This is a genomic window from Myxococcus sp. CA039A, from assembly GCF_013336645.1.
Taxonomy (GTDB): domain Bacteria; phylum Myxococcota; class Myxococcia; order Myxococcales; family Myxococcaceae; genus Myxococcus; species Myxococcus llanfairpwllgwyngyllgogerychwyrndrobwllllantysiliogogogochensis.
The window spans coordinates 1-23,599 of the sequence record NZ_JABUMQ010000168.1 but is presented as its reverse complement, the minus strand read 5'-3'; the positions used below and the strand labels follow the sequence as shown (position 1 = coordinate 23,599).

Annotated in this window: 29 protein-coding genes and 1 pseudogene; 7 read left to right on the top strand and 23 right to left on the bottom strand. The window is 68.8% G+C overall.

The genetic code is table 11. The features are described 5' to 3' along the window. The 18 genes from HR086_RS26405 to HR086_RS26320 all read right to left on the bottom strand — a co-directional run. A partial coding sequence (locus HR086_RS26405) for a hypothetical protein (protein ID WP_174467007.1) occupies window positions 1-496 on the bottom strand: 496 nt, incomplete at its 3' end. A gap of 456 nt (window positions 497-952) precedes the next feature. Further along, window positions 953-2,680 carry a DEAD/DEAH box helicase gene (locus HR086_RS26400; protein WP_217441956.1) on the bottom strand — a complete coding sequence of 576 codons (1,728 nt, stop codon included), beginning with the start codon at window positions 2,678-2,680 and terminating at the stop codon, window positions 953-955. Next, window positions 2,677-3,048 carry a hypothetical protein gene (locus tag HR086_RS26395; RefSeq protein ID WP_174467006.1) on the bottom strand — a complete coding sequence of 124 codons (372 nt, stop codon included), beginning with the start codon at window positions 3,046-3,048 and terminating at the stop codon, window positions 2,677-2,679. The genes HR086_RS26400 and HR086_RS26395 overlap by 4 nt, the downstream gene beginning before the upstream one ends. Continuing rightward, complete coding sequence (locus tag HR086_RS26390) at window positions 3,045-3,230, bottom strand: hypothetical protein (RefSeq protein WP_174467005.1); 186 nt, start codon at window positions 3,228-3,230, stop codon at window positions 3,045-3,047. The genes HR086_RS26395 and HR086_RS26390 overlap by 4 nt, the downstream gene beginning before the upstream one ends. Then, window positions 3,227-3,781 (bottom strand): DUF1643 domain-containing protein, encoded by a 555-nt coding sequence (locus HR086_RS26385; RefSeq protein ID WP_174467004.1) that lies wholly within the window; start codon window positions 3,779-3,781, stop codon window positions 3,227-3,229. The genes HR086_RS26390 and HR086_RS26385 overlap by 4 nt, the downstream gene beginning before the upstream one ends. After that, window positions 3,778-4,428 carry a hypothetical protein gene (locus tag HR086_RS26380; RefSeq protein ID WP_174467003.1) on the bottom strand — a complete coding sequence of 217 codons (651 nt, stop codon included), beginning with the start codon at window positions 4,426-4,428 and terminating at the stop codon, window positions 3,778-3,780. The genes HR086_RS26385 and HR086_RS26380 overlap by 4 nt, the downstream gene beginning before the upstream one ends. Beyond that, on the bottom strand, window positions 4,425-4,889 hold the full coding sequence (locus HR086_RS26375) for a hypothetical protein (RefSeq protein ID WP_174467002.1): 465 nt from the start codon (window positions 4,887-4,889) through the stop codon (window positions 4,425-4,427). The genes HR086_RS26380 and HR086_RS26375 overlap by 4 nt, the downstream gene beginning before the upstream one ends. Beyond that, window positions 4,886-5,152 (bottom strand): hypothetical protein, encoded by a 267-nt coding sequence (locus HR086_RS26370; RefSeq protein ID WP_174467001.1) that lies wholly within the window; start codon window positions 5,150-5,152, stop codon window positions 4,886-4,888. Before HR086_RS26370 ends, HR086_RS26375 begins: the two co-directional genes overlap by 4 nt. Window positions 5,153-5,443: 291 nt before the next feature. Continuing rightward, entirely contained in the window at window positions 5,444-5,806 is a 363-nt protein-coding gene (locus HR086_RS26365) for a helix-turn-helix domain-containing protein (protein WP_174467000.1), read from the bottom strand. Beyond that, window positions 5,803-6,063, bottom strand: a complete 261-nt coding sequence (locus tag HR086_RS26360; RefSeq protein WP_174466999.1) for a hypothetical protein — start codon at window positions 6,061-6,063, stop codon at window positions 5,803-5,805. Before HR086_RS26360 ends, HR086_RS26365 begins: the two co-directional genes overlap by 4 nt. After that, the gene (locus HR086_RS26355) at window positions 6,060-6,326 is read right to left on the bottom strand and encodes a hypothetical protein (protein WP_174466998.1); all 267 of its coding nucleotides are present in this window, start codon (window positions 6,324-6,326) and stop codon (window positions 6,060-6,062) included. Before HR086_RS26355 ends, HR086_RS26360 begins: the two co-directional genes overlap by 4 nt. Next, window positions 6,323-6,670, bottom strand: a complete 348-nt coding sequence (locus tag HR086_RS26350; protein WP_174466997.1) for a LexA family transcriptional regulator — start codon at window positions 6,668-6,670, stop codon at window positions 6,323-6,325. The genes HR086_RS26355 and HR086_RS26350 overlap by 4 nt, the downstream gene beginning before the upstream one ends. Further along, the gene (locus HR086_RS26345; protein ID WP_174466996.1) at window positions 6,667-7,242 is read right to left on the bottom strand and encodes a hypothetical protein; all 576 of its coding nucleotides are present in this window, start codon (window positions 7,240-7,242) and stop codon (window positions 6,667-6,669) included. Before HR086_RS26345 ends, HR086_RS26350 begins: the two co-directional genes overlap by 4 nt. A 52-nt stretch (window positions 7,243-7,294) precedes the next feature. Next, window positions 7,295-7,768, bottom strand: a complete 474-nt coding sequence (locus HR086_RS26340; protein WP_174466995.1) for a DUF6884 domain-containing protein — start codon at window positions 7,766-7,768, stop codon at window positions 7,295-7,297. Then, window positions 7,765-7,983, bottom strand: coding sequence for a hypothetical protein (locus HR086_RS26335; RefSeq protein WP_174466994.1), 219 nt, complete (start codon window positions 7,981-7,983; stop codon window positions 7,765-7,767). Before HR086_RS26335 ends, HR086_RS26340 begins: the two co-directional genes overlap by 4 nt. Continuing rightward, window positions 7,980-8,669, bottom strand: coding sequence for a PP2C family serine/threonine-protein phosphatase (locus tag HR086_RS26330; RefSeq protein WP_174466993.1), 690 nt, complete (start codon window positions 8,667-8,669; stop codon window positions 7,980-7,982). The genes HR086_RS26335 and HR086_RS26330 overlap by 4 nt, the downstream gene beginning before the upstream one ends. Beyond that, window positions 8,662-9,060, bottom strand: coding sequence for a hypothetical protein (locus tag HR086_RS26325; protein ID WP_217441955.1), 399 nt, complete (start codon window positions 9,058-9,060; stop codon window positions 8,662-8,664). Before HR086_RS26325 ends, HR086_RS26330 begins: the two co-directional genes overlap by 8 nt. Beyond that, window positions 9,057-9,260, bottom strand: coding sequence for a hypothetical protein (locus tag HR086_RS26320; protein WP_174466992.1), 204 nt, complete (start codon window positions 9,258-9,260; stop codon window positions 9,057-9,059). The genes HR086_RS26325 and HR086_RS26320 overlap by 4 nt, the downstream gene beginning before the upstream one ends. A 134-nt stretch (window positions 9,261-9,394) precedes the next feature. On the opposite strand from HR086_RS26320, the pseudogene fdh reads away from it, so the two are divergent. The 5 genes and pseudogenes from fdh to HR086_RS26295 all read left to right on the top strand — a co-directional run. Continuing rightward, window positions 9,395-12,097: pseudogene (gene fdh, locus HR086_RS26315) on the top strand (formate dehydrogenase); the annotation flags it as partial. A 3-nt stretch (window positions 12,098-12,100) separates the two neighbouring features. Next, window positions 12,101-12,898: a 4Fe-4S dicluster domain-containing protein gene (locus tag HR086_RS26310; RefSeq protein ID WP_174458340.1), complete on the top strand. Its 798-nt coding sequence runs from the start codon at window positions 12,101-12,103 to the stop codon at window positions 12,896-12,898. Further along, window positions 12,895-14,052, top strand: coding sequence for an NrfD/PsrC family molybdoenzyme membrane anchor subunit (gene nrfD / locus HR086_RS26305; protein ID WP_174466991.1), 1,158 nt, complete (start codon window positions 12,895-12,897; stop codon window positions 14,050-14,052). The genes HR086_RS26310 and nrfD overlap by 4 nt, the downstream gene beginning before the upstream one ends. A gap of 128 nt (window positions 14,053-14,180) precedes the next feature. Further along, window positions 14,181-15,287, top strand: coding sequence for an isopenicillin N synthase family oxygenase (locus tag HR086_RS26300; RefSeq protein WP_141647991.1), 1,107 nt, complete (start codon window positions 14,181-14,183; stop codon window positions 15,285-15,287). A gap of 609 nt (window positions 15,288-15,896) precedes the next feature. After that, window positions 15,897-16,634: an MBL fold metallo-hydrolase gene (locus HR086_RS26295; RefSeq protein WP_141647990.1), complete on the top strand. Its 738-nt coding sequence runs from the start codon at window positions 15,897-15,899 to the stop codon at window positions 16,632-16,634. A gap of 54 nt (window positions 16,635-16,688) precedes the next feature. On the opposite strand, the gene HR086_RS26290 is transcribed toward HR086_RS26295, so the two are convergent. The 3 genes from HR086_RS26290 to HR086_RS26280 all read right to left on the bottom strand — a co-directional run bounded on the left by HR086_RS26290 (window position 16,689) and on the right by HR086_RS26280 (window position 20,574). After that, window positions 16,689-18,095, bottom strand: a complete 1,407-nt coding sequence (locus HR086_RS26290; protein ID WP_174466990.1) for a cytochrome B6 — start codon at window positions 18,093-18,095, stop codon at window positions 16,689-16,691. A 227-nt stretch (window positions 18,096-18,322) separates the two neighbouring features. Beyond that, complete coding sequence (locus HR086_RS26285; RefSeq protein ID WP_254626478.1) at window positions 18,323-19,732, bottom strand: S28 family serine protease; 1,410 nt, start codon at window positions 19,730-19,732, stop codon at window positions 18,323-18,325. 233 nt (window positions 19,733-19,965) lie between these two features. Continuing rightward, complete coding sequence (locus HR086_RS26280; protein WP_174466988.1) at window positions 19,966-20,574, bottom strand: LysE family translocator; 609 nt, start codon at window positions 20,572-20,574, stop codon at window positions 19,966-19,968. Window positions 20,575-20,699: 125 nt separating this feature from the next. On the opposite strand from HR086_RS26280, the gene HR086_RS26275 reads away from it, so the two are divergent. Together HR086_RS26275 and HR086_RS26270 are read left to right on the top strand one after the other, a co-directional pair. Continuing rightward, a complete protein-coding gene (locus HR086_RS26275; protein ID WP_174466987.1) occupies window positions 20,700-21,602 on the top strand; it encodes a LysR substrate-binding domain-containing protein in 903 nt (300 codons plus the stop codon). 102 nt (window positions 21,603-21,704) lie between these two features. Next, on the top strand, window positions 21,705-21,992 hold the full coding sequence (locus HR086_RS26270; protein ID WP_141647985.1) for a hypothetical protein: 288 nt from the start codon (window positions 21,705-21,707) through the stop codon (window positions 21,990-21,992). Window positions 21,993-22,064: 72 nt separating this feature from the next. On the opposite strand, the gene HR086_RS26265 is transcribed toward HR086_RS26270, so the two are convergent. Both HR086_RS26265 and HR086_RS26260 read right to left on the bottom strand, forming a co-directional pair. Then, complete coding sequence (locus HR086_RS26265) at window positions 22,065-22,283, bottom strand: hypothetical protein (protein WP_174466986.1); 219 nt, start codon at window positions 22,281-22,283, stop codon at window positions 22,065-22,067. Between the two features lie 365 nt (window positions 22,284-22,648). Continuing rightward, window positions 22,649-23,473: a LytTR family DNA-binding domain-containing protein gene (locus HR086_RS26260; RefSeq protein ID WP_174466985.1), complete on the bottom strand. Its 825-nt coding sequence runs from the start codon at window positions 23,471-23,473 to the stop codon at window positions 22,649-22,651. Window positions 23,474-23,599 lie beyond the last annotated feature (126 nt).

Below are 23,599 nucleotides of genomic sequence, written 5' to 3'. Positions count from 1 at the left end.
CCCCTCCCCCCTCCACCTCCGGCGTCACGCTGGCGGTCACGCTGGAATTTGGGGTGTCACGCTGAATGTCACGCTGGGCCTGTGTGACCTCTGGCGCGACATGCGTGACGGGCTGAGCGGAAGAGAGAGGAGTCGCCACGGCAACGGTAGGTGTTGCAGGGCGCGCGCCGGCCACCGGGGCCAGCAGTGCCACGGCCCGCTCCCACCCGTGGCTCACACCAGCCGCGTAGCTCTCCGCACGCAGCCGAGCCTCGCGCTCCTCCAGCAGTTGCGCGCGCAGCTCCGCGACCTGGGCCTGGGCGCACGGGCACGCGTCCGCGAAGAAGCTGGCGGGCACTCCCGGGTCCTCGCCGCGGGCACGGCTCGCGGTGCCGCTCCCCACGGGCGGAATCACCTGCTGGGCCTGCTCCGCGGTGACGAGCTGGCCTCCCAGCAGGCGCACCATGCCAGGCGGCACCTCTTCCTCGGGCGATGGGGGGTGGTTGCAGGTGGCCATGACTACGGGACCTCAAGCTGGACGGGCACGGAAGGAAGAAGGGGCGACGGCTGGGTGCAGCAGAAAGGTGGGACGGGCTGGTGACGGCACCCGACGCGGAAGGGGGCACCGTGCATGCACCTGGGCCACGTCGCCGACTCGCGGGAGTACTCCGGCGCGGGCGTGGCCGAGTGGTATGCGCGTCGTCCCGTCTCAGTGAAGTCCCCTCCTGCCCACTGGTGGAGGCATTCGGGGCACACCGTCAGGCGCAGGCACCGGCTCATGCGGCACCGCCGAGTGGCCAGAGGGAGCGCCACCACCCGAGACGCAGTAACGCCCGCCGTACCTCTCGGCGCTCCATCGCGAGACGGCGGCGATCCCCGGCCTGCCGGCTGATGTTCGCGTTGCTTCGCCACCACGCGACGCGCAGTTGCAGGCCACGGTCAGCGAGCACGAAAAGGAGCACAAGGTCGAGGCTCACGCCGCCCTCCGGTTCTTCAGGAAAGCCTCGGCGAGCTTCCGCACCCGGTTCTCATCCGTCTCCAGCTTCTCCATGAGGCTGGCCTGCGGGTCCCGGATGCCCTCCATCTGGTCCCGCTTGATGCCCAGGACGTCCGCCACCACCGGGTCCGAGCCACTCTCGGAGACGAGGAAGTAGGCCATGACGGGGTCCGGCTGCCCGTCCCGATGCACGCGGCCGCATGCCTGCTCGTGCACGCCGGGGCTCCAGTCCAGCTCGCCGAACACCACCGTGCGGCAGCAGCCCTGGAGGCCGTCCAGCCCGGCGCCCGCGCGCAGCGACATGATGAGGACGGGCGTCTGCCCGGACTTGAAGCGCTGGGCCTCCGCCTCCTTCTGCGCGGGCGACTCCTGGCCAGTGAAGATGGCCGGGGAGTACTCCGCCAACCGCTCCTCCCAGATGCGGTACACCTCGTGGTGCCAGCCGTAGAGGAGGACGCGCTCCCCGTTCTCCACCAGCATGCGGACGAACTCGGCGACGAAGGTTGCCTTGCTGATGCCGGTGGCCTGGCGCAGCCGCCAGGAGAGCTCTCCGGAGGCGTGCATGCGCTCCTCGGGCTTCACCCCGCCCTGGGCGAGGATGATGCGCGCCAGCTCCGCCGCCTTGTCCTGCACCGCGTCCAGCGCCTTGGTGTCTGCCTCCACTGTGTGCACCATTCGGGTGAGGGCGGGCAGCTCCCGGCCGACGTCCCCGCGGGTGCGGCGCAGCATGAGGCCCGCGTCACGCAGGTAGGTGCCGAAGGCGCGCGGGTCCTTGAAGGACAGCTTGTCGTCCACGCCCGTGCACCACTCGCGGCTGAACTCCTCTCGCGTCCCCAGCACGCCGGGTTTGATGGCGTCGAGGACGTGAAACATCTCCCCGCCGTAGTTGTAGATGGGGGTGGCCGACAGCCCGGCGACGAAGCTGGCGCGCTCGGCGAGGAAGTGCGCGGCGCGGTACTTCTCCGACTCAGGCCCGCGCCGCAGCTCCTGGCACTCGTCGAAGACGACGGTGCGCACCCCGGCGCTGACGAGCGTCTCCGCCCAGCCGGAGAGCTTGTGGTAGTTGAGGACGAGGACGTCCGGCCAGGGCAGCTTCCGTCCTCCCCTGCCCCGCGTGACTTCCTCCGGCGTTGCGCGCTTCGCCACGTGGACGCGCAGGCGGGGCAGGAAGCGCGCAAGCTCCCGCTGCCACTGGCGCGGCAGGTGCGTCAGCGTCACCACCACCGCCGGCAGCGTGCGCGTGTCGGTGAAGGCAGTCAGAGCGCTGGCCGTCTTCCCCAGGCCCACGTCGTCCGCCAGCAGCAGGTGCCGCATGCGCAGGAACATGTCGGCCGCGCGCCGCTGGTACTCGCGCGGGGGCACGTTCATCTGAAAGTCCGGCGCCTGGTAGTCTGCGGAGAGCAGCTCCGCGACGGCCGCCTCGCGCCGGGTGTGCTCCCGCGCGCCGTGGCGAAGGAAGTCCTGGGCCTCCTTGCCCACCACCTCCAGCGGGTAGCGCTCGATGAACCACTCCAGCTCCCGCGCCGTCTCCGCGGTGGCCGCCATCAGCACTTCGCCCACGTCGCCCTTGTTGATGCGGTCGAAGACGCGCTTCAACCAGAGGGACACGTGCGGCTCGCACTGGATGACCCAGGCGGGCCGCTCGCCACCGCGCGTCCCCAGCTTCCGCTTCTCCAGTCGGACAGTCCCGAAGCACTTCGTCACAGCAGGCCTCCTCGCAGCACAGCGACGCGCACCGGCTTGCCGCGCATCAGCGCGGGCAGGCCGTCGTGGTGAGAACGGGTGGTGATGAGCAGGAGGCCGTGGACTTCCTCCCGCGCGGCGTAGTCCAGGAGCTGCCGGGTGACGGCGGAGATGCTTCCGTCCACCTTCACCTCGACGCCCAGGTGCCCCACCATGAAGTCGATGCGGCCGGCGTCGCCGAGCACCACTTCACGGCGGAAGGACAAGCAGGCCTGGGTGAGGACCTGCTCCAGCGCGGCCTGGAGCTGTGCCTCCCCGGTGCACCGGAAGCGGTGGCCGAAGATGAGCGAGCGCAGGCGGCCCAGCTCTTCGAGGACGGGGCCGCTCATGAACGGCTCCGCGTGAAGGCAACGGCGCCGAGGAGTCCGGCACCCAGGAAGAGGACGAAGGCCACTGCGGCGAAGGCTCTGGCGTGCGCGAGGTGCGGCTCGCGGTAGGCGGTGCGCGCGGCCAGGCCAGCGCCCCCCAGGGCGATGGCGCCGAGCACCATGAGGCGGAGGCACGCCTTCATCGCCGGGGCTCCGTGAGGACGGGCTCGTAGGCGAGAGGCTGCTGGGAGTACGGGACGAAGCTCTTCCCGCGCGCGAGCGGATGCTTCGGGCTGCCGTCAGCCGTCAGCCCCAGGCAATGCAGCGACCGGCCCGCCGCGCGCACCAGCGCCATGACGCCCGTGATGCGCTCGAGGTTGTTGTCGTGGCTTCCCCACGCTGCGATGACGACGGCCGTTTCCGGAGCGGCCAGGAGCGCGGCGACAACGGTGTCATTCGCCGGGCCCACCGTCTCGACGCCGGCGGCCACGCGCTTCGCGAGTGCGGCCGGGTACGGCGTCCGGTACGCGCGGAGGTTGCCCACGACGAGGCCCGTGCAACCCCAGGCCTGGGAGAAGCCCACGCAGCGCGCCAGGGTGTTGTCGTCCAACAGTCCGTCCGCGTTGGACGGGTTGGTCATCAACCACAGGGCCACGCGTGGCGCGGACACCTGGTCCCACTCGCGCCAGAGGGCGTAGCGAAACTGGCCGCACGCGCTCAGCAGCGCGCCGGAGTCGAGGTAGGGGCAGCTCACGTGGACGCCTCCGCCCTCGCAAACTCGACTCGCCACACCCAGGGGTTGGCGTCCCAGGACTCGGCGCCGTTGATGGACGTCCAGAGCGCCTGGAAGGCGTCCCGTGCCGTGTTGTGGGATGCCTCGCCCGTCACCGCGTCCAGGAAGCGCACCCACCGGAGCGGGCCCTGGTACCGCTGGATGCCCTCTCTCAGGGCATCGTCCTCGGTGATGTCGTGGAGCCGCTCGGGGCGCACGCTGACCACCTCCAGAGCCAGGCGCGCCGCCCAGCGCGGCATGTGGATGCTCGGACGCCAGCGGTGGACGGCGAGCGCAGCCTCATCGGCAGTGGCGGCGTACTGGATGTCCTTCGTGCTGGTGCACTCGCTGAGCGGTGCATCTCCGATGGGCCGCCACGTCTCGCGCACCCAAAGCCGGTCCCCGGGCTCGCCGAACCTGTGCCGACGCTCATCGCAGGTGTACGAGACGTTGCCTGTCTTCCACCGCCACAGGCCGTCCGCACCGCGAAATGGCGAGTGCGTCTTCGGGCCGAGCTCCGTGCCGTTGTCCTGGCCGATGAGCCGCCGCGTGACCGTCTTCCGGTCGGCGAGCAACGCGAGCACCATCGGTCCGCTGAACAGGATGGGCCGGTCCTTCGTGGGACTCATGACGGAACCGCCTTCCCTCGGCCGTGAGCGCGGAGGACGTCGCAGTAGCGCTCCATCGCCGTCGACTTGTCGGAAAGCGGAACCTCGGGCTCGGCGTTGCGCAGGTGCGCGGCGACGATGCCCACGCCAGCGTCCCCGAAGGGCTTCTGCCAGCGCTCCGGCAGGTCCTGGACGACGCTGTTGTACATGGACACGAGCGCACTCAGGTCCAGCGCGTACTGGCGCCAGACGGAGGCGTCAGGCTCAGCGTCGGCGACGGTCGCGCGCTCAGTCACGACGGGTCCAATCCCGGTGCACTCCGGGATGAGCTCGCGGTCCTGGCGACGCCAGTGCGCGCCCATCTTCCGCTGCCACGCACGGAAGCTGTCCACGACGCGGATGGTGCAGCCCTGGTTCTTGCAGGCGCGGACTCCGTCAGCGTCCGGGTTGCCCCAGAGGTGCGACTTCGTTGGCGCGCTCACTTGCCACCGCCCTTCGCCACGGCGACGACGGCATCGGCGAGCGCGGTCGCGAGGCTGTCGGACTCGACGGGCTCAAGCACCCGCCCGTCGACGACGGCGGTGACGCGCACAGTGCCGTCCGGCAGGCGCAACCAGTGGAGGGCTCCGGCACGAGGGAGCATGGACTTGGGGGCCGGAACCGGCGTCACGTCGGCGTCACGCGATTGAGCTCGCTGGTGGCGCTTCCTGGCGGCTTCCGCCGCCGTCTTCGGGGTGCGGCTCATCGCGCCCTCCTTGCCGCGAAGCGAGCGGCGGCGCGGGACTCAGACTCGAGCGCGGCGCGGAGGGCCCCGGAGGCGCGCGCCAGGGCGTGCCGGTAGCAAGCCATAGGCTTGGCCAGGGAGGCGGCTGCGCAAGACAAGCACCCGGAGATGGGGGCGAGCCGGCGGCGGAAGGTCGTGACGATGGAGTCCGTATCCTGGGAGCGCCGCTGCGGGTTGAAAGCCGTGCTCGTCTCCAGGGGCCCGGCTGCCCTGCTCGGCGGTTTGGCTCCGCGCGTGAGGTGACGGCGCCGCTCAGACACGGGAGCCCCCGTCCCGCGCGGGGAACATCTGTCGCGCCACCGCCTCCAGGCGGGACACCTCGGAGGCGGAGAGTTCGCGGTACTCGATGAAGGAGCGCAGGCCGGCGCTCACGTCCTCCCGCGGATGCTCGCCGATGGGCGACAGCAGGGTCGCCACAGTCACCCCCAGCGCTTCCGCCAAGGACGCCAGCGTCTGGAGGTGAGGAGCGCGCTCGCCGCGCTCAATCATCGACAGGTAGGAGACGCTGATGTCGGCCGCCTCCGCCAGCTCCTCCTGCGTCAGCTTGCGCTCGGAGCGCTGCTGCTGGATGTACTTGCCCACCTGCTTGACCAACGTCTTCGTGTTCACGTTCATGGCGACCTCGTGGGGGTGGTGTTGAGGCGCGCGTGCCCACTGGCGCGACGCACCGGAGGGAGAGACAGCTCTTCGACGGGAGACGTGCTCAGCCAGCCGACAGCGGCGAGCACCAGCAGGCCGACGGCGGCCAGCAGCCAGCAGACCGACGCATGGTCCGGGTGGTACGCGTACAGCTCGACGCCGAGCCATACGAACGCGGCGGACGACACGAGCAGCCACGCGCGCGCGACGGTGAGGAGGGAGGGCCGCCTCACGCGTCGTCCCTCGACTTTCGAGACGGCATCAGCTCGAAGAGGGTGACCTGCTTCTCCCGGTACTCGCCCTTCTGGCGGATGACGGTGGCGAGCTTCCGGGCCTCGGCGGAGAGGTCCCGCTTCCGGTCCGCGAAGTCCTTCATCGCGGACTTTCGCTGCTCCTCCAACTCGTCGAGATGCGTGAGGGCAGCGGCGAGCTCCGCGCCCTTCCTCTCCAGCTCGTGCTCGGTGAGAGGGACGAACTCCTGACTCAATTCACTCACGCTGCAGCTCCTTCCTGGACGACTCGGGTGAATGCGCGGAACTCCCCGGGGTGGGCGCGCACGTACTCGGCGGCGAGCGCCCTCCCGGACTCCGTGACTCGCAGGCTGCGGTGACGGCCCTTCCTCAGCGCGACGAGCCCGCGCCGGGCCAGGCGGCGCAGGACGTCAGCGCCGCCGTTCGCCGACTTCCAGCCGAAGTGCGCGCGCAGCTCCTCGACGCTGGGCGGCTCCTCGTTGGCGTCGATGAAGACGACGACGAAGGCGAGTACGGCGCGCTGGAGGCGTGTCGGTCCCCCATTGGCCGGGCCGCGCTCCGGAGGCGGGCGTGGGTAGCAGTCCGTCATGCCGCCCTCCGTTCCCACGCGGGCTTCATGGACGCGGCCCACCGCAGAGCGGCTTCCTCGGCCTGGTTGAGGAGCTGGTGCGCACGCTGGCGGGGGTGCCCCACCTGCTGGCCGATGCTCTCCAGTGTCTCGCCTCCGAGATGAAGCAGGTACGCCCGCGCGGCCTTCTCGCGGACGGCCTGCTTCATCCCCGGGCGCATGTGCGCGCAGAGCCGCTCGCCCAGCGTCGCGGCGAGCCGGTGGGCCTCCACCGTGCGCTCCTGCGGAGGCGGCACGACGACGTTGAGCAGCTCCTCGACGTCGAGCGCCACCTCATGCCGGGGGACGTACCTGCCATCCTCTTCGCGCACGACTCCGGCGAGGATGAGCCAGCCACGGCTCACGTAGTGCCGGACGGGAACCTTGGCGAAGGTGACGAAGGCGGCCCCGCCCTCCGGGTGCCACCGCTGGGCGGCGTACATCACGCCCATCCACGCGTAGCTCGCGAGGTCGGACTCGAAGCCAACCGCAGCCGGGTTGCGCCGGACAAAGCGGTGGACGTACCACCAGACGAGCCGCTCGGCGGTTAGCACAAGTTGCTGCTCCGCTGCGGTGAGAGGCCGCTGACCGGTCCTCTTGGAAGGCTCACCCACGGGCCGCCTCCTCCGCCCGCGAGCCAGCCGCGAGGGCGGTGCGCTCCTGGGCCAGCCACGCGAGGCGCTCGCCGATTTGAAGACCCGCGAGAGGCTCCACCAGCGACCAGCCCTCGGGGAGGCGCGGGCGCAGCGCATCGATGTACGGGACCCCGGCGAAGACGAGCAGCTCCGCCACGGGCACCTCGAAGCGCCACTCCAGCTCGTTCATCACCAGTTCGCCCCACACTTCCCGCTCAGCGCGGGAGAGGCGCAGCAGCGACAGCTCGTAGGGCTCCAGGCACACGTCGAGCGGCACCAGGCCGTGCTTGGCGCTCAACACCATGACGTTGGGGCCGCAGCGCGCCGTAGCCACCTGGAGGGCGCCCCGGAACAGGCCGCCCGTGTAGAGCTCACCCGCGGGCGCGGCATGGGCCAGCTTCGCCTTGCCACAACCGACCAGCCCGATGCGGAGAAGCGCGCTCATCGGCCCCTCCTGCGCACCGGGCGCCGGCCCAGGCTGAAGCTCCGAGCGGGCCGCGCGCGGCGCAGCTCCAGCTCGAGGGCGGCGCGAGCGTCATCCATGGCCTCGCCGCGGGTGGCCGCGTGCGCCTCCACCTCGGCGCCGGGGGCGCGGAGGGTGACGGCGTGGCCGAGCGGGCTCCTCGTGCTGATGCTGGTGAAGTGGGAGGAGCAGCTCACGAAGCACCTCCCACGCGCACGACGAGGGCGGTGCAGTTGTCTCCGCTGCCGAGCTTGAGGGCGAAGCGCACCAGTGCCTCGGCCGCGGCCTGGGCCGTGGGCTCGCGCTCCAGAATCTGCTGGATCCACTTCTCCGACAGCGTGTCGCTCACTCCATCGGTGGCGAGCACCCAGACGTCGCCGGGATGGGTGTCCAGCTCGCTCACCGTGGGCGTGGAAAAGTCCGGGTCCTCGCGGCGACCGCCCAGCCAGCGGGACAGGTAGCGGCGCGCGACGCGGTGGTCCTCGGTGAGCTGCGCCACCATCCCGCCACGCAGCCGGTACACGCGGGAGTCGCCCACGTGTGCCACCGCCGCGCGGGCACCAGTCACCAGCGCCAGGGCCAGCGTCGTGCGTCCTCCGGTGTCCAGTGCGCTGCGGTGCGCCGCCGTCGCGAGGTTGAAAGCCAGGGCACCGAGTCGCGGCGCGCTCTCGCCCTCCAAGTCCGTCGGGAGGAGCGCGAGGCCTACCGCCGCCTCCACGGCGGCCTTGCTGGCCAGATCCCCGTGGGGGTGCCTGCCCAGGCCGTCAGCCACGGCGAAAACAGCCACGGACGGCCCTACCTCGTGGCCGACGGCGTCCTCCTGATACCGGTGCTGGCCCTGCTGGGTGAAGGAGCCAACGTCGAACGTGAGCCGCTCAGACATGGCCCGCCTCCAGCTCAGCGATGGTGGACGCCTTGGCGGACTCGTGCTGCCGGCGGCCCTGCTCCCGGCAGGCGCTGACGAACCCGGAGCAGTAGGTGGTGGTGGCGTCGGGGTTGTCCTGGCGCGCGCAGGACAGCTCGTCAGCACCGGCCAGGGTGTTGCCCATGTCCCGCCAGCACACGACGCATGCGCCCCGGGGGCGATCGCGCACCAGGTCCAGCAGCGTCCCCAGCGTGCGCGGCCGGGCGAACACGTCGCGCTGGCGCCGCGTCAGGTGCGGCCACGCCACGGTGCCGAACGCCCCGGGTGGAGGGCTCGCCACGACGCGACGCGGGGATGGAGAGGCACTGCGCGGGGGACGGGGCGCCGTCAGGTCGAGGGCGGCGCTCATTCCACACCGCCGTTCTCGGACTCCGGGTCCACGGAGGTGGACGGCGCCGGGATGGCCGTGAGCGCGTTCGTGAACGCCCAGATGGCAGAGGTGCCCGAGGTGCTACCCTCGTAGGAGGCAGCCTCGGTATCCACCTCCCAGCCGCTAGGCACCCTGCGGAAGGTCATGGTGAAGGTGTCGGGCAAACCAACACCACTCATGGGGGCTGTTACGTTGCTACGCTGGTGCGCCGCACTGGGCGGAAAATCGCCGCGCTCGGCCTCGGAAACAGCGCCCTTCCCGAGGGAAACACCAGAGGGGCCACCCTCGGCGCCCGCGCGACGTCCGAATATGACACAGCTCCACGGTGCCCGGTCTGGGCATCACGCTCGGGCGTGGCGGGGCCACGACCTTCCAGCAGGACCTGCGGAACTCTGACTGCATTCTCATTCAGGGCTCCAACATGGCCGAGTGTCACCCGGTGGGCTTCCAGTGGGTGATGGAGGCCAAGGCCCGGGGCGCGACCATCATCCATGTCGACCCGCGCTTTACTCGCACGAGCGCGATGGCGAACCAGCACGTTCCCATCCGCGTCGGCTCGGACATCGCGTTCCTGGGCGGACTGGTGCGCTACGTCCTGGAGCACGAGCGATATTTCAAGGAGTACGTCGCCCACTACACCAACGCCGCCAATCTCGTCCGCGAGGACTTCCAGGACACCGAGGACCTGGACGGCCTCTTCAGCGGCTTCGTGCCCCAGGAGAACAAGTACGACGTCACCTCGTGGGGCTACGAGGGTGTGCAGGGCCCCGCGCCCGCTGCGGGCCACAAGGAGCTGTACGCGGAGCCCGGCGCCGGCGAGGGAGAGCCCCACGCCACGCGGCTCAAGGACGCGGCGAAGGACTTCACGCTCCAGCACCCGCGCTGCGTCTTCCAGGTCCTCCGTCGTCACTTCCAGCGCTACACCCCGGCCATCGTCGCGAAGGTGTGCGGTGTCCCGGAGGAGCAGTTCCTGAAGGTCGCGGAGACGCTCTGCGCCAACTCCGGACGCGAGCGCACCACGGCGTTCTGCTACGCGGTGGGGTGGACGCAGCACTCGGTGGGCGTGCAGTACATCCGCACCGCGACCATCCTCCAGCTCCTCCTGGGCAACATCGGACGGCCTGGCGGCGGCATCCTCGCGCTGCGAGGCCACTCGTCCATCCAGGGCTCCACGGACATCCCCACCCTCTTCAATCTGCTGCCCGGCTACCTGCCGATGCCGAACGCCCAGCCGTCCCCGCACCTGGACGACTACCTGAAGTCCCACACCTCCGGCACGGGCTGGTGGAGCAACTTCCCCAAGTACGTCGTCTCGCTGCTGAAGGCGTGGTTCGGTGACGCGGCGACGCGGGAGAATGAGTACGGCTTCCGCCACCTGCCGCGCCTCACCGGCAACCACTCGCACATGCAGACGGTGGCCGACATGGCCGATGGCCGCGTGCGGGGCTACTTCGTCATGGGCGAGAACCCTGCGGTGGGCTCCATGAACGGAGCGCTCCAGCGCAAGGGACTGCGCCAGCTCGACTGGCTGGTGGTGCGCGACTTCACGCTCATCGAGACGGCGGAGTTCTGGCGCACCGCTCCCGAAATCCAGCGCGGCGACGTGAAGACGGAGGACATCCAGACGGAGGTCTTCTTCTTCCCCGCGGCCGCGCACACGGAGAAGGACGGCTCCTTCACCAACACGCAGCGGATGCTCCAGTGGCACCACGCCGCGGTGGAGCCGCGCGAGGACGTGCGCAGCGAGCTTCACTTCATGTTCCACCTGGGCCGTCGGCTGAAGTGCCTGTATGCCGACTCGCGACAGACGAAGGACCAGGCCCTCCGTGAGCTGACGTGGGACTACCCCACGCGGGGCGCACGGGAAGAGCCTGGCGCGGAGGCCGTCCTCCGGGAGATCAACGGCTACACGCTCCAGGATGGCCGGCCCGTGAGCGGCTTCACGGCGCTGAAGGACGACGGCACCACCGCGTGCGGCTGTTGGATCTACTCCGGCGCCTACGCGGAGGGCGTCAACCAATCGGCCCGCCGCAAGCCCGGACACGAGCAGACCTGGGTGGCCCCCGAGTGGGGCTGGGCGTGGCCCGCCAACCGACGCATCCTCTACAACCGCGCGTCAGCGGATCCCCAGGGCCGCCCCTGGAGCGAGCGCAAGAAGTACGTCTGGTGGGACGACGCCCAGCGACGGTGGACCGGCGAGGACGTGCCGGACTTCCTCGTGGACCTGCCACCGGATTACCGCCCACCTCCGGGCGCATCCGGCGTGGAGGCCCTGGCGGGCGATGACCCGTTCATCATGCAGGCCGACGGCAAGGCGTGGCTCTTCGCGCCGAGCGGGATGATGGATGGTCCACTGCCCGCGCACTACGAGCCCATGGAGTCGCCCGTGAAGAACGCGCTCTATGGGCAGCAGTGCAACCCGACGCGGCTGGAGTGGTCTCGCAAGGGCAACCCCTATCACCGGGCCTGGGGAGATCCTCGCTACCCGTTCATCCTCACCACGTACCGACTCACGGAGCACCACACGGCGGGAGGCATGAGCCGCTGGCTGTCGTGGCTGAGCGAGCTTCAGCCGGAACAGTTCTGCGAGGTGTCACCGGAGCTGGCCCGCGAGCGCGGCCTGAGCAACGGAGGCTGGGCGACGCTGCGCACGGCGCGGGGAGACCTGGAGTGCCGGGTACTCGTCACCGAGCGACTGCGGCCCATGAAGCTCAACGGCACGTCGGTGCATCAGGTGGGCATTCCGTACCACTGGGGCGTGACGGGGCGCATCCGAGGGGACGGCGCGAACGAGCTGCTTCCGCTGGTGGCCGACCCCAACGTGGACATCCAGGAGTCCAAGGCCCTCACCTGCGACGTCGTCGAGGGACGCCAGGCCACGAGGGCCCGAGCCGCCACGGGCACCACCCAACCCGCCCTGCCCGAAGGACTGACACTCCATCGACGCGACAGCCTCCGCGTGGGTGAGGTCGACCACGCGCCCTGGCAGGAGAAGAAGAAGGACGAGGAGCGATAGCCCATGAGCCGCAAGGGATTCTTCACCGACTCGACGGTGTGTATCGGCTGCAAGGCGTGCGAGGTGGCCTGCAAGCAATGGAACCAGCTCCCCGACGACGGTTTCCACTTCACGGGGATGTCCTATGACCAGACCGGAGACCTGGGCTGCTCGACCTGGCGACACGTGGCCTTCGTGGAGCGGCCGGTGCCCCTTCCGGGACACGACACCGGCGTCGGGGACTTCTCGTGGCTGATGGTGTCCGACGTCTGCAAGCACTGCCAGCGGGCCGGTTGTCTGGAGGCCTGTCCCACGGGCGCCATCGTCCGCACCGGGTTCGACACCGTCTACGTGCAGCCGGATATCTGCAACGGCTGCGGCTACTGCGTGACGGCGTGTCCCTTCGGAGTCATCGACCGGCGTCCGGATGACGGGCGCGCCTGGAAGTGCACGCTCTGCTACGACCGACTGGGTGAGGGCATGACGCCCGCCTGCGCCAAGGCGTGCCCCACCGAGTCCATCGCCTATGGCGACCTGGACGTGCTGCATGAGCGCGCGGAGAACCGGGTCCGCCAACTGCACGAGCAGGGAATCATCAGCGCGTATCTCTACGGCAAGGACGCGGCGAACCAACCGGGGACGGGCGGGCTCAACGCCTTCTTCCTGCTCGTGGACAAGCCGGAGGTCTACAACCTGCCGCCAGACCCCGTGGTCCCGACGATGAAGGCCCGGGAGGCCTGGGGCGCCGTGGCCGTGGGCGCGCTCGGCATGGCCGCGGTGGCCGTGGGCGCGGTGCTGTTCGGTCGCCGGGGCACACCATGAGTTCGTCAGGGAACGAGGGGCCGTCGTTCCTCGACACGCTCCAGCGACGGAGCGACGGGCGCAACGTGAACCCTTCGCTGGGGACCCTGCTCGGAGAGGGCGCTCAGCAACGCGTGACGGACCTGGACGGCGCGAACCCCGCGCGCACGCTGCTGTCGTCGATTCCCTCCCGCTCCGGCGTGGATTCGCCCGATGCGCCCAGCTACCACGGGCTCCCGGTCCTCAAGCAGCCGGTCTGGATTGCCACCGTCCCCGCCTATCTGTTCGTGGGCGGCGTCGCTGGCGCGGCGAGCCTCATGGGCCTGGCCATCGATGTGCTCGGCGAGAAGGCCTTGGATCCGCTCGCGAGGCGGTGCCGTCAATTGGGCACCGTCGGTGACATCCTGAGCGCGGGGCTGTTGATCGCGGACCTCGGACGACCCGAGCGCTTCCTCCACATGCTGCGCGTGTTCCGGCCGACCTCGCCCATGAGCGTGGGCTCCTGGGTGCTCGCGCTGTCGGGAGGACTGAACACCGTGGGGCTGGTGTTGGGACGCTCTCGCGGAGTGCTCGGGGCGGTGGGAAAGGTGTCCGGTTACTCGGCCGCGCTGCTGGGCATGCCGCTCGCGGGCTACACGGCCGTGCTGCTGAACAACACGGCGATACCGCTGTGGCAGGCGACGCGGCGCACCCTGCCCCTGTTCTTCATGGCCTCGGCGACAGCGAGCGCGGGCAGCCTGCTGTCCCTCCTCCCCCACTCGCCGAGAGAGGCGGGGGTGCTGCGTCCGTACCGGCTCGCGGGCAAGGCGGCGGAGCTGGCCATGGGGTACGCGGTGGAGCGCGACGCCCGACGCGCGCCGGAGGTCGCCCGGCCCCTGGACGAAGGCCTGTCGGGGACGCTGTGGAAGGCCTCTCGCGCCTGCTCCGTGGCGGGGCTGGTGGTGGACGCGCTCCCGGGGCGGCGGCGCTGGAAGCAGGTGGCGGCGGACCTGCTGACCACCGCGGGCGCGGTGACGGCCCGCTTCGCCATCTTCCACGGGGGCAAGGCCTCCGCCCGGGACCCGCAAGCCACCTTCAGGCCCCAGCGCCGGGGCCACGGCGCCGCCGAGGTGTCTGGCCATGCCATGGCCTCGGACGGCAAGCCGTTCAGCTTCCCCCTGCCCGTGGTGCGCTGAGCGGCGCGGCGGGTGCCCGACTCCGGGAGTGACCTGCCCCTGGGAAGGGACGCAGAATTTGCACCCAGGGAGAGAAGCCCACGAGGCCCTCCCCTTTGGCCGCGAGGAGCGATACACCTGGGGGAACCATGGCCGAGACCTCTTCTCTGAACATCCCGACTGTCGACCTCGCAGACCTCGCCTCGGGAGATGCGCCCCGCATCGAGCGCGCCGCGATGGCGCTGCGCGAGGCATTTGGTGTCTTCGGTCTCGTCTACATCAAGAATCACGGCGTCGACACTCAGGCGCTCCATCGCTACTACGACGCCTTCGCCGCCTTCATCGCGCGCCCCGCCGAGGAGAAGAAGCCCTACGGCCGAGCCGACCTCTGGTACCAGCGCGGCTGGACGCCGCCGAACACGGAGGTCGCCGTCGCCGGCAACGGCCAGCCAGACTTCAAGGAGTGCTACTTCGTCGCGCCCTACCCCAACGACGAGGTGGCGGCGATGGAGTTCCCGGAGCTGTATCCGGAGAACGTGTGGCCCTCGGATGCGCCCGCGTACTTCCAGGAAGGGATCATGACCCTGGGCCGCTCGCTCCACGAGGCGGGCCTCCAGTTGCTGCGCGGCTCGGCCATGGCCCTGGGACTCCCCACGGACACCTTCACGTCCCTCTGCGAGAAGGCCCCGCACATCACCCGCGCGCTCCAGTACCTGTCGCTCAAGCCGGAGCAGGTGAACACGGACATCGTCTGGGGCGAGGAGCACACGGACTTCAACCTCCTCACGCTGCTGCCCGGTGGGCGGTTTCTCGGCCCCGACGGGAAGGCGGCGCCGAGCCCCGACGACAAGAGCGGCCTGTATCTGCGCACGCGCGCGACTCCCGAGGAGCCGCAGGGCCACAAGGTGCGTGGCACCGCGCCCGCGGGCTGCATCGTGGCGCAGGTGGGCCAGCAGTTGGAGATCCTCACGGGCGGCACGTTCCTCGCGACGCCTCACGTCATCACCGCGCCGGGCGTCTCCGGCTGGCAGCGCCAGTCCGCCGCGCACTTCATCCACGTGCACACCAGCAAGGTCCTCTTCCCGCTGGAGAAGTTCCGCACGCCCACGGCGATCCGGAGCTACGCGCCCCCTGTCCTCACGGGCACGTACGACATCAAGACGCTGGTCGACATCGGCCTCGCGCCGCCGCACGCGCTCGACAAGCTGGGTTACCGGCACTACGACCGGCTCAACCGCCAGCGTTCGGGCGAGTAGACTTCGCGTCTGTCATTGAACAATCACAGACAACTCAATCCCTGACTTGATAGCGATTGCTTCGGGGGCGCGGTGTAATCGCGCTCCCGTCGAGAGCGCTTGTCCTGACGGCTCGACGCCCTCGACAGGTCGGCCCGCCTGCGTTCGTTGCCCTGCGAGCATGGGTGCAAAATGCCTGAAGATGCGTTCAGGTAGGCACTGCGCACCAACCTGGGCCAGAACCCAAATGCTGATGGGGTCGGAAATGCCTGAAGACGCGTTCATGTAGGCATTGTCCTCCATTTCGAGCGAGAACCCGTGACGAGGTGGATCCAGACATCTGTTCAGGTGGGCGTCGCCCCCGATATCACCGGCGGATGCGACAGTTCGCCTGGCCAGAACAGGCCATTGGACTCACTGAACATGAGGGCATGTAGGCATTGCCGTTCACTGAGCCGCCTGGGCCAGAATCCGCCATCGCGAGCGCCTCTGAAAAATGAAGGGAGCCTTCGGCACGACAGTGTTCGGGCGGGACAGGACTCATGGACCCGCGTGTGAGCATGCCACCCCGCTGCATGTGCTTCGCTGCGGCCATCCCCACGTCGGGGTGGTTGGACAGGGAGGTATCGGGTGGAGACCCAGGTGACTGAAATCGCGCCGAATATCTATCGGCTGTCCACCTACGTCAGCAGCTCCAACATTCTCTTCAACCAGTTCCTCATCGAGGCTGAGGAGCCATTGCTGTTCCATCTGGGGCCGCGGGCGCTGTTCCCCTCGGTATCGGCCGCGGTACGGCGGGTGCTCCCGCCCGAGCGGCTGCGCTGGCTCACCTTCGGGCATGTCGAGGCAGACGAGTGCGGGGCGATGAACTCCTGGCTGGCCACCGCGCCGCATGCCCAGGTCGCGCATGGGGCACTGGGCTGCCTCGTATCGGTGAACGACCTCGCGGATAGAGCGCCACGCCCGCTGCAGGACGGCGAGGTCCTCGACCTGGGCGGCAAGCGGCTGCGGCGAATCGAGACACCCCACGTGCCGCACGGATGGGATGCCGGACTGCTCCTTGAGGAGTCGACCGGGACGCTGTTGTGTGGGGACTTGTTCACCGCGCTGGGCGACGCGCCAGCCCTGACGGAACAGGACCTCGTCGGGCCCGCGCTCGCGACCGAGGACCGCGCCCTCGCAACCTGTCTGACTCCCGCGACCGGGCCCACGCTCCGTGCGCTCGCGGCGCTGCGTCCGCGAACGCTCGGCCTCATGCATGGTCCCTCATATGTCGGGGACTGCGCGCAGGCCCTGAACGACCTCGCGGCGGCCTATGACGAGCGGCTCGACGCGGCCGTCGCCCGCATGCGTGGGCCGAGGCATTGACCCGGCCCACCCTTTCGCCACGGCGCCAAGCGCCGATTGCCCCGCACGCGAGCGTCAGAGCACGCGCATGAATGCGACCAGGTCCTTCTTCTCCTGCTCGTTGAGCCGGGTCTCCAGCACGAGGTTGAAGAACTCCACCGTGTCCTCCAGCGTCAAGAGCCGCCCATCATGGAGATAGGGCGGAGACTCCTTGATGCCGCGCAGCGGGAACGTCTTGATGGGGCCGTCCGCGCCCATCATCGCGCCGTTCACCAGGCGTGGCTTGTAGAAGCGCTCCGCCCGCAGGTTGTGCATCAGGTTGTCCGTGTAATACGGCGGCGTGTGACACACGGAGCACTGCGCCTTGCCGAAGAAGAGCGTCTGGCCGCGCGCCTCCGACTCGGTGGCCTTCTTCGGGTCCAGCTTCCCGTCGAAGCGCAGCTTGGGCGCGGGAGGGAAGTCGAGGAGTGCTTGAACCTCCGCCATGAAGTGCACCTGGCTGCCTCGCTCCAGGATGTTGACGCCCTTCTTCGTGGCGATGACCGGATCTCCGTCGAAGTAGGCGGCGCGCTGCTCGAACTCGGTGAAGTCCTCCACCGTCTTGAGGGCTCGCTGCGAGCCGAACAGCCGCTGGATGTTCACCCCACGGAGGGTCGGCGTCTCGATGCGGTGTCTGAACTCCTGGGGGCGGATGTCTCCCACCAGGTGCGTGGCGCCATTGGAGTGGCCATTGACGTGACAGTCGAAGCACGTCACGCCCCTGCTGGGCAGCTCTGAGCGACGGTCAGCGGTCTGATTGAACTGCTGCTGGGGGAACGGCGTGACGAGCAGCCGGAGTCCCTCCAGTTGCTTCGGATTCAGGAGGCCGTTGAACAGCTCCTGGACATTCATGATCGTCACCAGCTTGCCTTGCGAGACATCCCCCAGGTCCGGGCGCGTGGTGAGGAAGATGGGCGGAGGGAACTCCGGCAGCAGGTGGTCCGGCAGGTCGAAGTCGAGGTCGAACCGCGTGAGGTCCCTGCCCTCCTGCCGCTTGATTTCATCGATGTGGAACTTGGGGAAGAGCATGCCGCCTTCCGGATGATTCGGATGGGGCAGCGGCATGAGGCCCCCGGGGAAGACGCCCTTCTCGCGGACCGCCTCCGGACTCATGGCGGCGAGGGAGGCCCAGGTGACGCCCTGCGGGAGCTTCACCCGGACGCCTTCCTGGACGGCCTTCCCACGAGACATGGTGACGCCCTGGGCAGGGCGGTTTCCCAGGTCATAGCGCTGAGTGAGCAGTTGCTGGTGGCGCGCGGTGACCTTGGGCTTCTCCGCCTTCATCCGCGACATGACGTCGGCGAAAGGCTCCGTCTGGTCCACGGGCATATAGCTGGTGAGGCCTCGCCCCGATGTCTCCTGCGCGTCGGCCGCGCCCATGGACATCAGGAGCAACCCCATTCCAGCGACTGTGAGATGCGGACGAATCCAGAACGGCTTCATGTGCGCTCCCTCCGTCTGACATCCAGCGGATTGACGCCCCACCGTCCATGCAAGAGCTATTCGATTTACGCCGCATCCCCCCACATCGCGCGACGAACCGTTGACCAGTTCATTCCAGGCGCACTGTTCTGTCCTGTTGTGTTCCATTGGGCCCCACTCCAAGGCCGGGTCCCGAGGCTCGAGGAATGGGGCCCATGCCCCGTGACGTCAGTCTTCAGGTCCCCGGACTACAGCCGGGAGCGCTCCTCGACCAGGGGCGCGACGTCTCCCGCGGCCTCGGTGGCCAGGCCCTGAGCGCCGACGGCCGGCGGCGTGACGCCCATCCAGGTGTAGAGGCGCGACAAGGCCTGTGTGCGCTCCGCCTCGGGCAGTCGGGTGATGCGTGCATTGGCGTGGTTGGAGTCCGGGACATCGAAGCGGAGGGAATCGTTGCGCTCCCGCACCTCGAAGGCGCCAGCGGACCATGGGTCATTGTCTCCGTAGAGGAACAGCATCCGTTCACCCTCGCGGCGCACCCAGTGCTCCACGCGGCGCATCAAGCCATGGTCGAACCGCTCCTCCACGGGAAAGGACAGGTACGCGGTGGGCACGTCCTCGCGAGGGTAGCTCAGCAGGCGGCGCAGGTGCCTCGTGGGGTAGCCGGTCCAGCCAAGCTCCGTGGCGGACTGGTAGTAGTAGGCCGCGTAGTAATCGAGATCAGCGTCCCCATAGGAACCACTCACGTCGACGACCGCATCGAGGAAGGCGAAGACTGCTTCCGCCGGAGCACCCGGCGCGGGGATGAACTCGCACACCGACACGTTGGCGTACTGCCAGAAGTAGAAGGGCATCTCGACGACGGCGAATTCGAGGGTCCGATCCAATCCAATCAACTCGAAGGTCGCGCCCGTCGAGGTGGTCAACTCCTCCACGAAGGGGAGCAACTCTTCGCGGCGCGCCAAAGCATCCTGCTGGAAGGCGCGAAGCCGCTCCCGACAGTCTTCGTCCCCGACCTGGTCGAGGAAGCGGACGAAGCGCCCGTCATCCAACCCGTGCATGTTGGGCGCCACGTACGCCACGGTGGCATCCACATCGTCCGGATAGAAGTAGCGGTGGTAGACGGCGGCCATGCCGCCCTTGCTGCCACCCGTGGTGAGCCAATGGCCGGTGTAGAGCGGCTTGAAGGCCTGGATGATGCGGTGGTAGTCGCCGGCGGCCTGCCGGATGTTGAGCAGCGTCCAGTCATTGGAAGCCGGTCGCGAGGGACCGAAGAAGCGGTGCTCCAGCGAAAGCTGGTTGGCACCGAGCAGTGCGGTGGGCTCGTACTGAAACGGTCGTGAGTTCAGTCCGTAGCCACCGGAGTACAGCACCACGGGCGCGGCCACGGAGCGGTGCAGCAGTGTGCCGCGCAGTTGGAACCGCTCCCCGTTGGGGTTGCGATGGTCCGCCAGTTGCTCGAAGTAGAACTGGAAGAAGCGCGTGCCCGGAAAGGGAGAGACCTGCTCACTCACCACCGTGAGGCCGGGGACGGACAGGAGCCTCGTGTAGATGTCCTCCGAATCCAACCCAGACTTCATCACCCCCGCGGCCTGCACTGACCGCGCGGAGCTGGGGCCGAACTCCTCCACGGCCGAGCCACCACATGCTTGCATCAGCATGGCAGCCACCAGCAAACACACACCACGGAGAATGCCAGTGCCTCTCGACGGATTCATTCACGCTCCTTGAGGTGAGAGTGACGCCTCTCAGATGGAATGAACGCGGAAGAGATGGCCGCCATATCAGCCATTTGCACTGCTCCTGCTGCCACGGCCATGCATTCACCATGGAGTTGCGGCGCATCAAGTCGAGGCCGAAGACAATCGTCTGATTCGCCACAATCGTCATGACCTTACGCGCCCGATACGAGCAGGACAGCGGACGCAATCAGGAGCCCACCCATCACGGCATCGAACGCGCGACGAAAGGACTCCCGGGCCAGCACGGTCGACATCAACGAGCCCAGGGTGGACCAGAGAAGCAGACACACCACGGGGATGACCGTGAAGAGCACGACGAGCTGAATGAAGGCGACGGCCGCCGAGGCTCCGCTTCGCACCGCCGAGGCCGCCGTCAGCACCGTCACCCAGGACTTCGGATTCAGGAACTGGAGCACGAACGTACCGATGAAGCCGTCGGACGAAGCGCGTGTAGGAGTGTCGCCGCCGCTGGCGCCTCTACCCAGGCTCCCCGCGATGAGTCGGGCGCCGAGCCAGACAAGATACAGGCCACCGCAGCGAGTGATGGCTGTTCCCACCCGAGGGTCCGCCGCGAAGGCCACGCCGACACTGGTCATCAACAGCGTCAGCAACACCGCCGTGCCGAGCACGACGCCCGCGATGGCCGGCAGCGCCCCCACCACGCCGCCACGCCCGCCTGCCCTCATCACCACCATGTTGTTGGGCCCCGGGGTGATGGCCGACACGGCGACCAGACCGGCCACGCCCATCAGCGCGTCCATGTCGTTCCTCCATCTGGCCTGTAACAGGGACCATTCCAGGTCGCGCCGACGTATCCGTTCATGCGCTGAAAAGTAACGGTCCAGGGTGTTCTGAAGGTGGCGATGAATGGTCTAGATTCAAGACCATGAAGGAGCTTCCACTCAACGCGCTCCGCGCCTTCGCGGTCGTCTACGCCAGTGGTGGGGTGCGGGCGGCGGCGCGCGAGTTGGGCATCGCGCACTCCGCCGTCAGCCGGCATCTGGCGGAGCTCGATGCCTGGCTCGGCGTGCCCATCATCCATCCACCGGCCGGACGGCGAGGCCTCACCTTCACGTCACAGGGCGAGGCACTGGGGCGGGCCACCCTCTCCGGGCTCCGTGAAATCGCGCGGGCCGTCGCCTCGATTCGTGAGACGCGCTCCGAGGGCTCGGTGACGATCTCCACCACACCTTCCTTCGCGGCACGGTGGCTCCTGCCGCGCTTGCCCGCCCTCGAGGAAGCGCATCCCCACATCGAAGTGTCCGTGGTCGTGGACTCGCGGATCATCGACCTGGGCACTGGTGAGGCCGACCTCGCGATTCGGATGGGCCGTGGCCCCTGGCGGGATGTCGACTGCGAGCCCTTGATGGAAGACTCGCTCTACCCGGTCATGAGCCCGGCGCTCTGGAAGAAGTCTGGCCGCCCGGACAAGCCTGACGGCCTCACGCGCCTGCGCCTCCTCCATGACCGGGACCCGGAGACCCCATGGGAGCGCTGGAAGGCGGCCCATGGCCCCGCCTCGCTCGACGTTCACGGTGGCCCTCGATTCGCGTCATCGGACCTGGTGCTGCGAGCGGCCCTGTTGGGACAAGGCGTCGCCCTGGCGCGCCATCAACTCGCGGCCGATGACGTGGCCTCCGGAGCACTCCTCCGCCCGCTGGGTGACCTGAGCGTGGAGCTCGGCACCGCATACTGGGTCGTGCTCCCCAAGTACTCACAGGTCAAGCCCGCGACCAGGACCGTGGCGGACTGGCTCAAGGATCAGGCATCCCTCTCACCCGTTGGCTGACCTTGAGGGGCCATGAGGGGCTCCTCATCGAATCTGCCCCTCGTGGGTGCTTTTTGCCTCGCAACGGGGAGAATGGATAGACTCAAACCCCAGGAGGTGGACATGACACTGATGCTCCAAGCCGCCGTAGTGCTGGCTGTCGTGTTGTCGCTCCTGGGAGCAGGCTGGGCAGTCGTTCTCGGTTACCGCTTCGCGAAGGCACGTCGAGAGGCGGCCGCGGCAGCGGCCATCGACATCTATGGAAGCAGCCTGATCGACCTCACGGGCTTTCGCGGCTGGCTGGCGGATCTGGTCGATGGCAACACCAGCGACGGCTGCGCCTCCGGCTCGGAGCATTCGTCCGACATGTGCGCGGACACGTCCGACTCAGGCGCTCAGTCCACGGACTGACAAGTCCAGCGAAACGTCTCGCGTCACAGGGCTCGGGCAAGCCACGCGCTCGCCCGAGCCGGACCGACCCCGCTACTGGCAGTTCGCGGGCTCCTTGCAGGAGTACGTGACACGCATCGCCGCTTCGTATCCGTCGGCGGGGTTCGAGCCAACGCGCCTGCAGTCCAGTTCCTCCTCCAAGACATTGCAGGCGCCCGACGGGCAGGTCGTATTCATCCGGACCTCGAGCGCATCCCGCGCGCTCATGAAGGCAATCTGGCAGCGCACCCCACGCGCGACCTTGGAGCTCACGTGCCGAACCGCGCCGCAGGTACACGCTTGCGGGCAGTAGGTCCGCCGGTCATCACACTGGACCCAACCACCGCTATCCGTCCCCGAGGAACAGACGTCTTGCGTGGAGGTGCAAGAGATGGACGTCCCATTGGCGCACAGCTGCGAAATGTTACAGCTCAACTCCCCTTCCGAACTTTCCAGGACAGCGTCCTCCTGGACCGGAGTGCCCGCGCCACAGGCAGCCAGGGCGACGAAGGACAGGATCACCCCACCACGCGACAGCCAGCTCGATTGTATTTGCATCCATGTGACGCTAGCCACTTGGATGTCCGGCGTTCCATCGTGGATATCCACGACATACGAGCCCACGGTGCCCGTGCGGGTCAGAATGACTGACGCAGCAGGGCCTCCACCGCCGGCTTCCGCCCCGGGCTCAGTCGCAGTCGCGTGCCATCCCGCAGCACCACGACCCAGCCCTTGTCCACGTCGGGCTCCAGCTCGCGGATGCGGTTCACATTGACCAGCGTGGAGCGGTGCACGCGGACAAAGCACTTGGGGTCCAGCAGTTGCTCCACGCGGTTGAGCGTCTCGCGCAGCATGGGACTGCGTCCTCCCGAGTGCAGCACCACGTAATTGCCCTCCGCCTCGCACCAGTCCAGCTCCGCGACGGGCAGGAGCAGCACCTTGCCGTCCGTCTTCACCGCGATGCGCTCCAGGAAGGGCGCATCCGACGGACCCGCCTCCATGCCAGCAGGGGACGGTGTCCGGTACGTCTCCAGCAGCGAGGACAGTCGCTCCAGCAGCGCCCTGTCTCGCCCCGTGGCCCGCTGCCTGCGCGCCCGCTCCAGCGCCTCCTGGAAACGCCCGTCACTGAAGGGCTTGAGCAGATAGTCGAGCGCATTGGCCTCGAACGCCCGCACCGCGTAACGGTCGAACGCCGTCACGAAGATGACGGGCGGCATCCGCTCCGGTCCCACCTCCTGCAGCACCTCGAAGCCGTCCACCTCCGGCATCTGCACGTCCAGGAAGACCAGGTCCGGGCGGTCGCGGAGAATCGCCTCCACCGCCTCCTGGCCTCCCTCGCACTCCCGGATGGACGTGACGTCGGGCGCCCGCGCGAGCAGGTGCCTCACATTGTCCCGCGCCAGCGGCTCGTCATCCACCACCAGCACTCGCCAGCCACCTTCCACGATTGCCCCCTCACGCATTCAAAACCACGAACGGCAGCTCCACGCGGGCAATCACGCCCCCACCCGGCGCATCCTCCAGCGTCAGGCCATACCGCTCGCCATAGAGCTGCTGGATGCGCGCCCGGGTGTTCGCCACGCCAATCC

Coding starts and splice junctions, on each gene's coding strand:
- HR086_RS26395 (WP_174467006.1), bottom strand. CDS start 3,048: ATGAGCGGCCCCGTCCTCGAAGAGCTGGGCCGCCTGCGCTCGCTCATC.
- HR086_RS26390 (WP_174467005.1), bottom strand. CDS start 3,230: ATGAAGGCGTGCCTCCGCCTCATGGTGCTCGGCGCCATCGCCCTGGGG.
- HR086_RS26380 (WP_174467003.1), bottom strand. CDS start 4,428: ATGAGTCCCACGAAGGACCGGCCCATCCTGTTCAGCGGACCGATGGTG.
- HR086_RS26370 (WP_174467001.1), bottom strand. CDS start 5,152: ATGAGCCGCACCCCGAAGACGGCGGCGGAAGCCGCCAGGAAGCGCCAC.
- HR086_RS26365 (WP_174467000.1), bottom strand. CDS start 5,806: ATGAACGTGAACACGAAGACGTTGGTCAAGCAGGTGGGCAAGTACATC.
- HR086_RS26350 (WP_174466997.1), bottom strand. CDS start 6,670: ATGACGGACTGCTACCCACGCCCGCCTCCGGAGCGCGGCCCGGCCAAT.
- HR086_RS26340 (WP_174466995.1), bottom strand. CDS start 7,768: ATGAGCGCGCTTCTCCGCATCGGGCTGGTCGGTTGTGGCAAGGCGAAG.
- HR086_RS26330 (WP_174466993.1), bottom strand. CDS start 8,669: ATGTCTGAGCGGCTCACGTTCGACGTTGGCTCCTTCACCCAGCAGGGC.
- HR086_RS26325 (WP_217441955.1), bottom strand. CDS start 9,060: ATGAGCGCCGCCCTCGACCTGACGGCGCCCCGTCCCCCGCGCAGTGCC.
- HR086_RS26320 (WP_174466992.1), bottom strand. CDS start 9,260: ATGAGTGGTGTTGGTTTGCCCGACACCTTCACCATGACCTTCCGCAGG.
- HR086_RS26310 (WP_174458340.1), top strand. CDS start 12,101: ATGAGCCGCAAGGGATTCTTCACCGACTCGACGGTGTGTATCGGCTGC.
- nrfD (WP_174466991.1), top strand. CDS start 12,895: ATGAGTTCGTCAGGGAACGAGGGGCCGTCGTTCCTCGACACGCTCCAG.
- HR086_RS26300 (WP_141647991.1), top strand. CDS start 14,181: ATGGCCGAGACCTCTTCTCTGAACATCCCGACTGTCGACCTCGCAGAC.
- HR086_RS26290 (WP_174466990.1), bottom strand. CDS start 18,095: ATGAAGCCGTTCTGGATTCGTCCGCATCTCACAGTCGCTGGAATGGGG.
- HR086_RS26285 (WP_254626478.1), bottom strand. CDS start 19,732: ATGCTGATGCAAGCATGTGGTGGCTCGGCCGTGGAGGAGTTCGGCCCC.
- HR086_RS26280 (WP_174466988.1), bottom strand. CDS start 20,574: ATGGACGCGCTGATGGGCGTGGCCGGTCTGGTCGCCGTGTCGGCCATC.
- HR086_RS26275 (WP_174466987.1), top strand. CDS start 20,700: ATGAAGGAGCTTCCACTCAACGCGCTCCGCGCCTTCGCGGTCGTCTAC.
- HR086_RS26270 (WP_141647985.1), top strand. CDS start 21,705: ATGACACTGATGCTCCAAGCCGCCGTAGTGCTGGCTGTCGTGTTGTCG.
- HR086_RS26260 (WP_174466985.1), bottom strand. CDS start 23,473: ATGCGTGAGGGGGCAATCGTGGAAGGTGGCTGGCGAGTGCTGGTGGTG.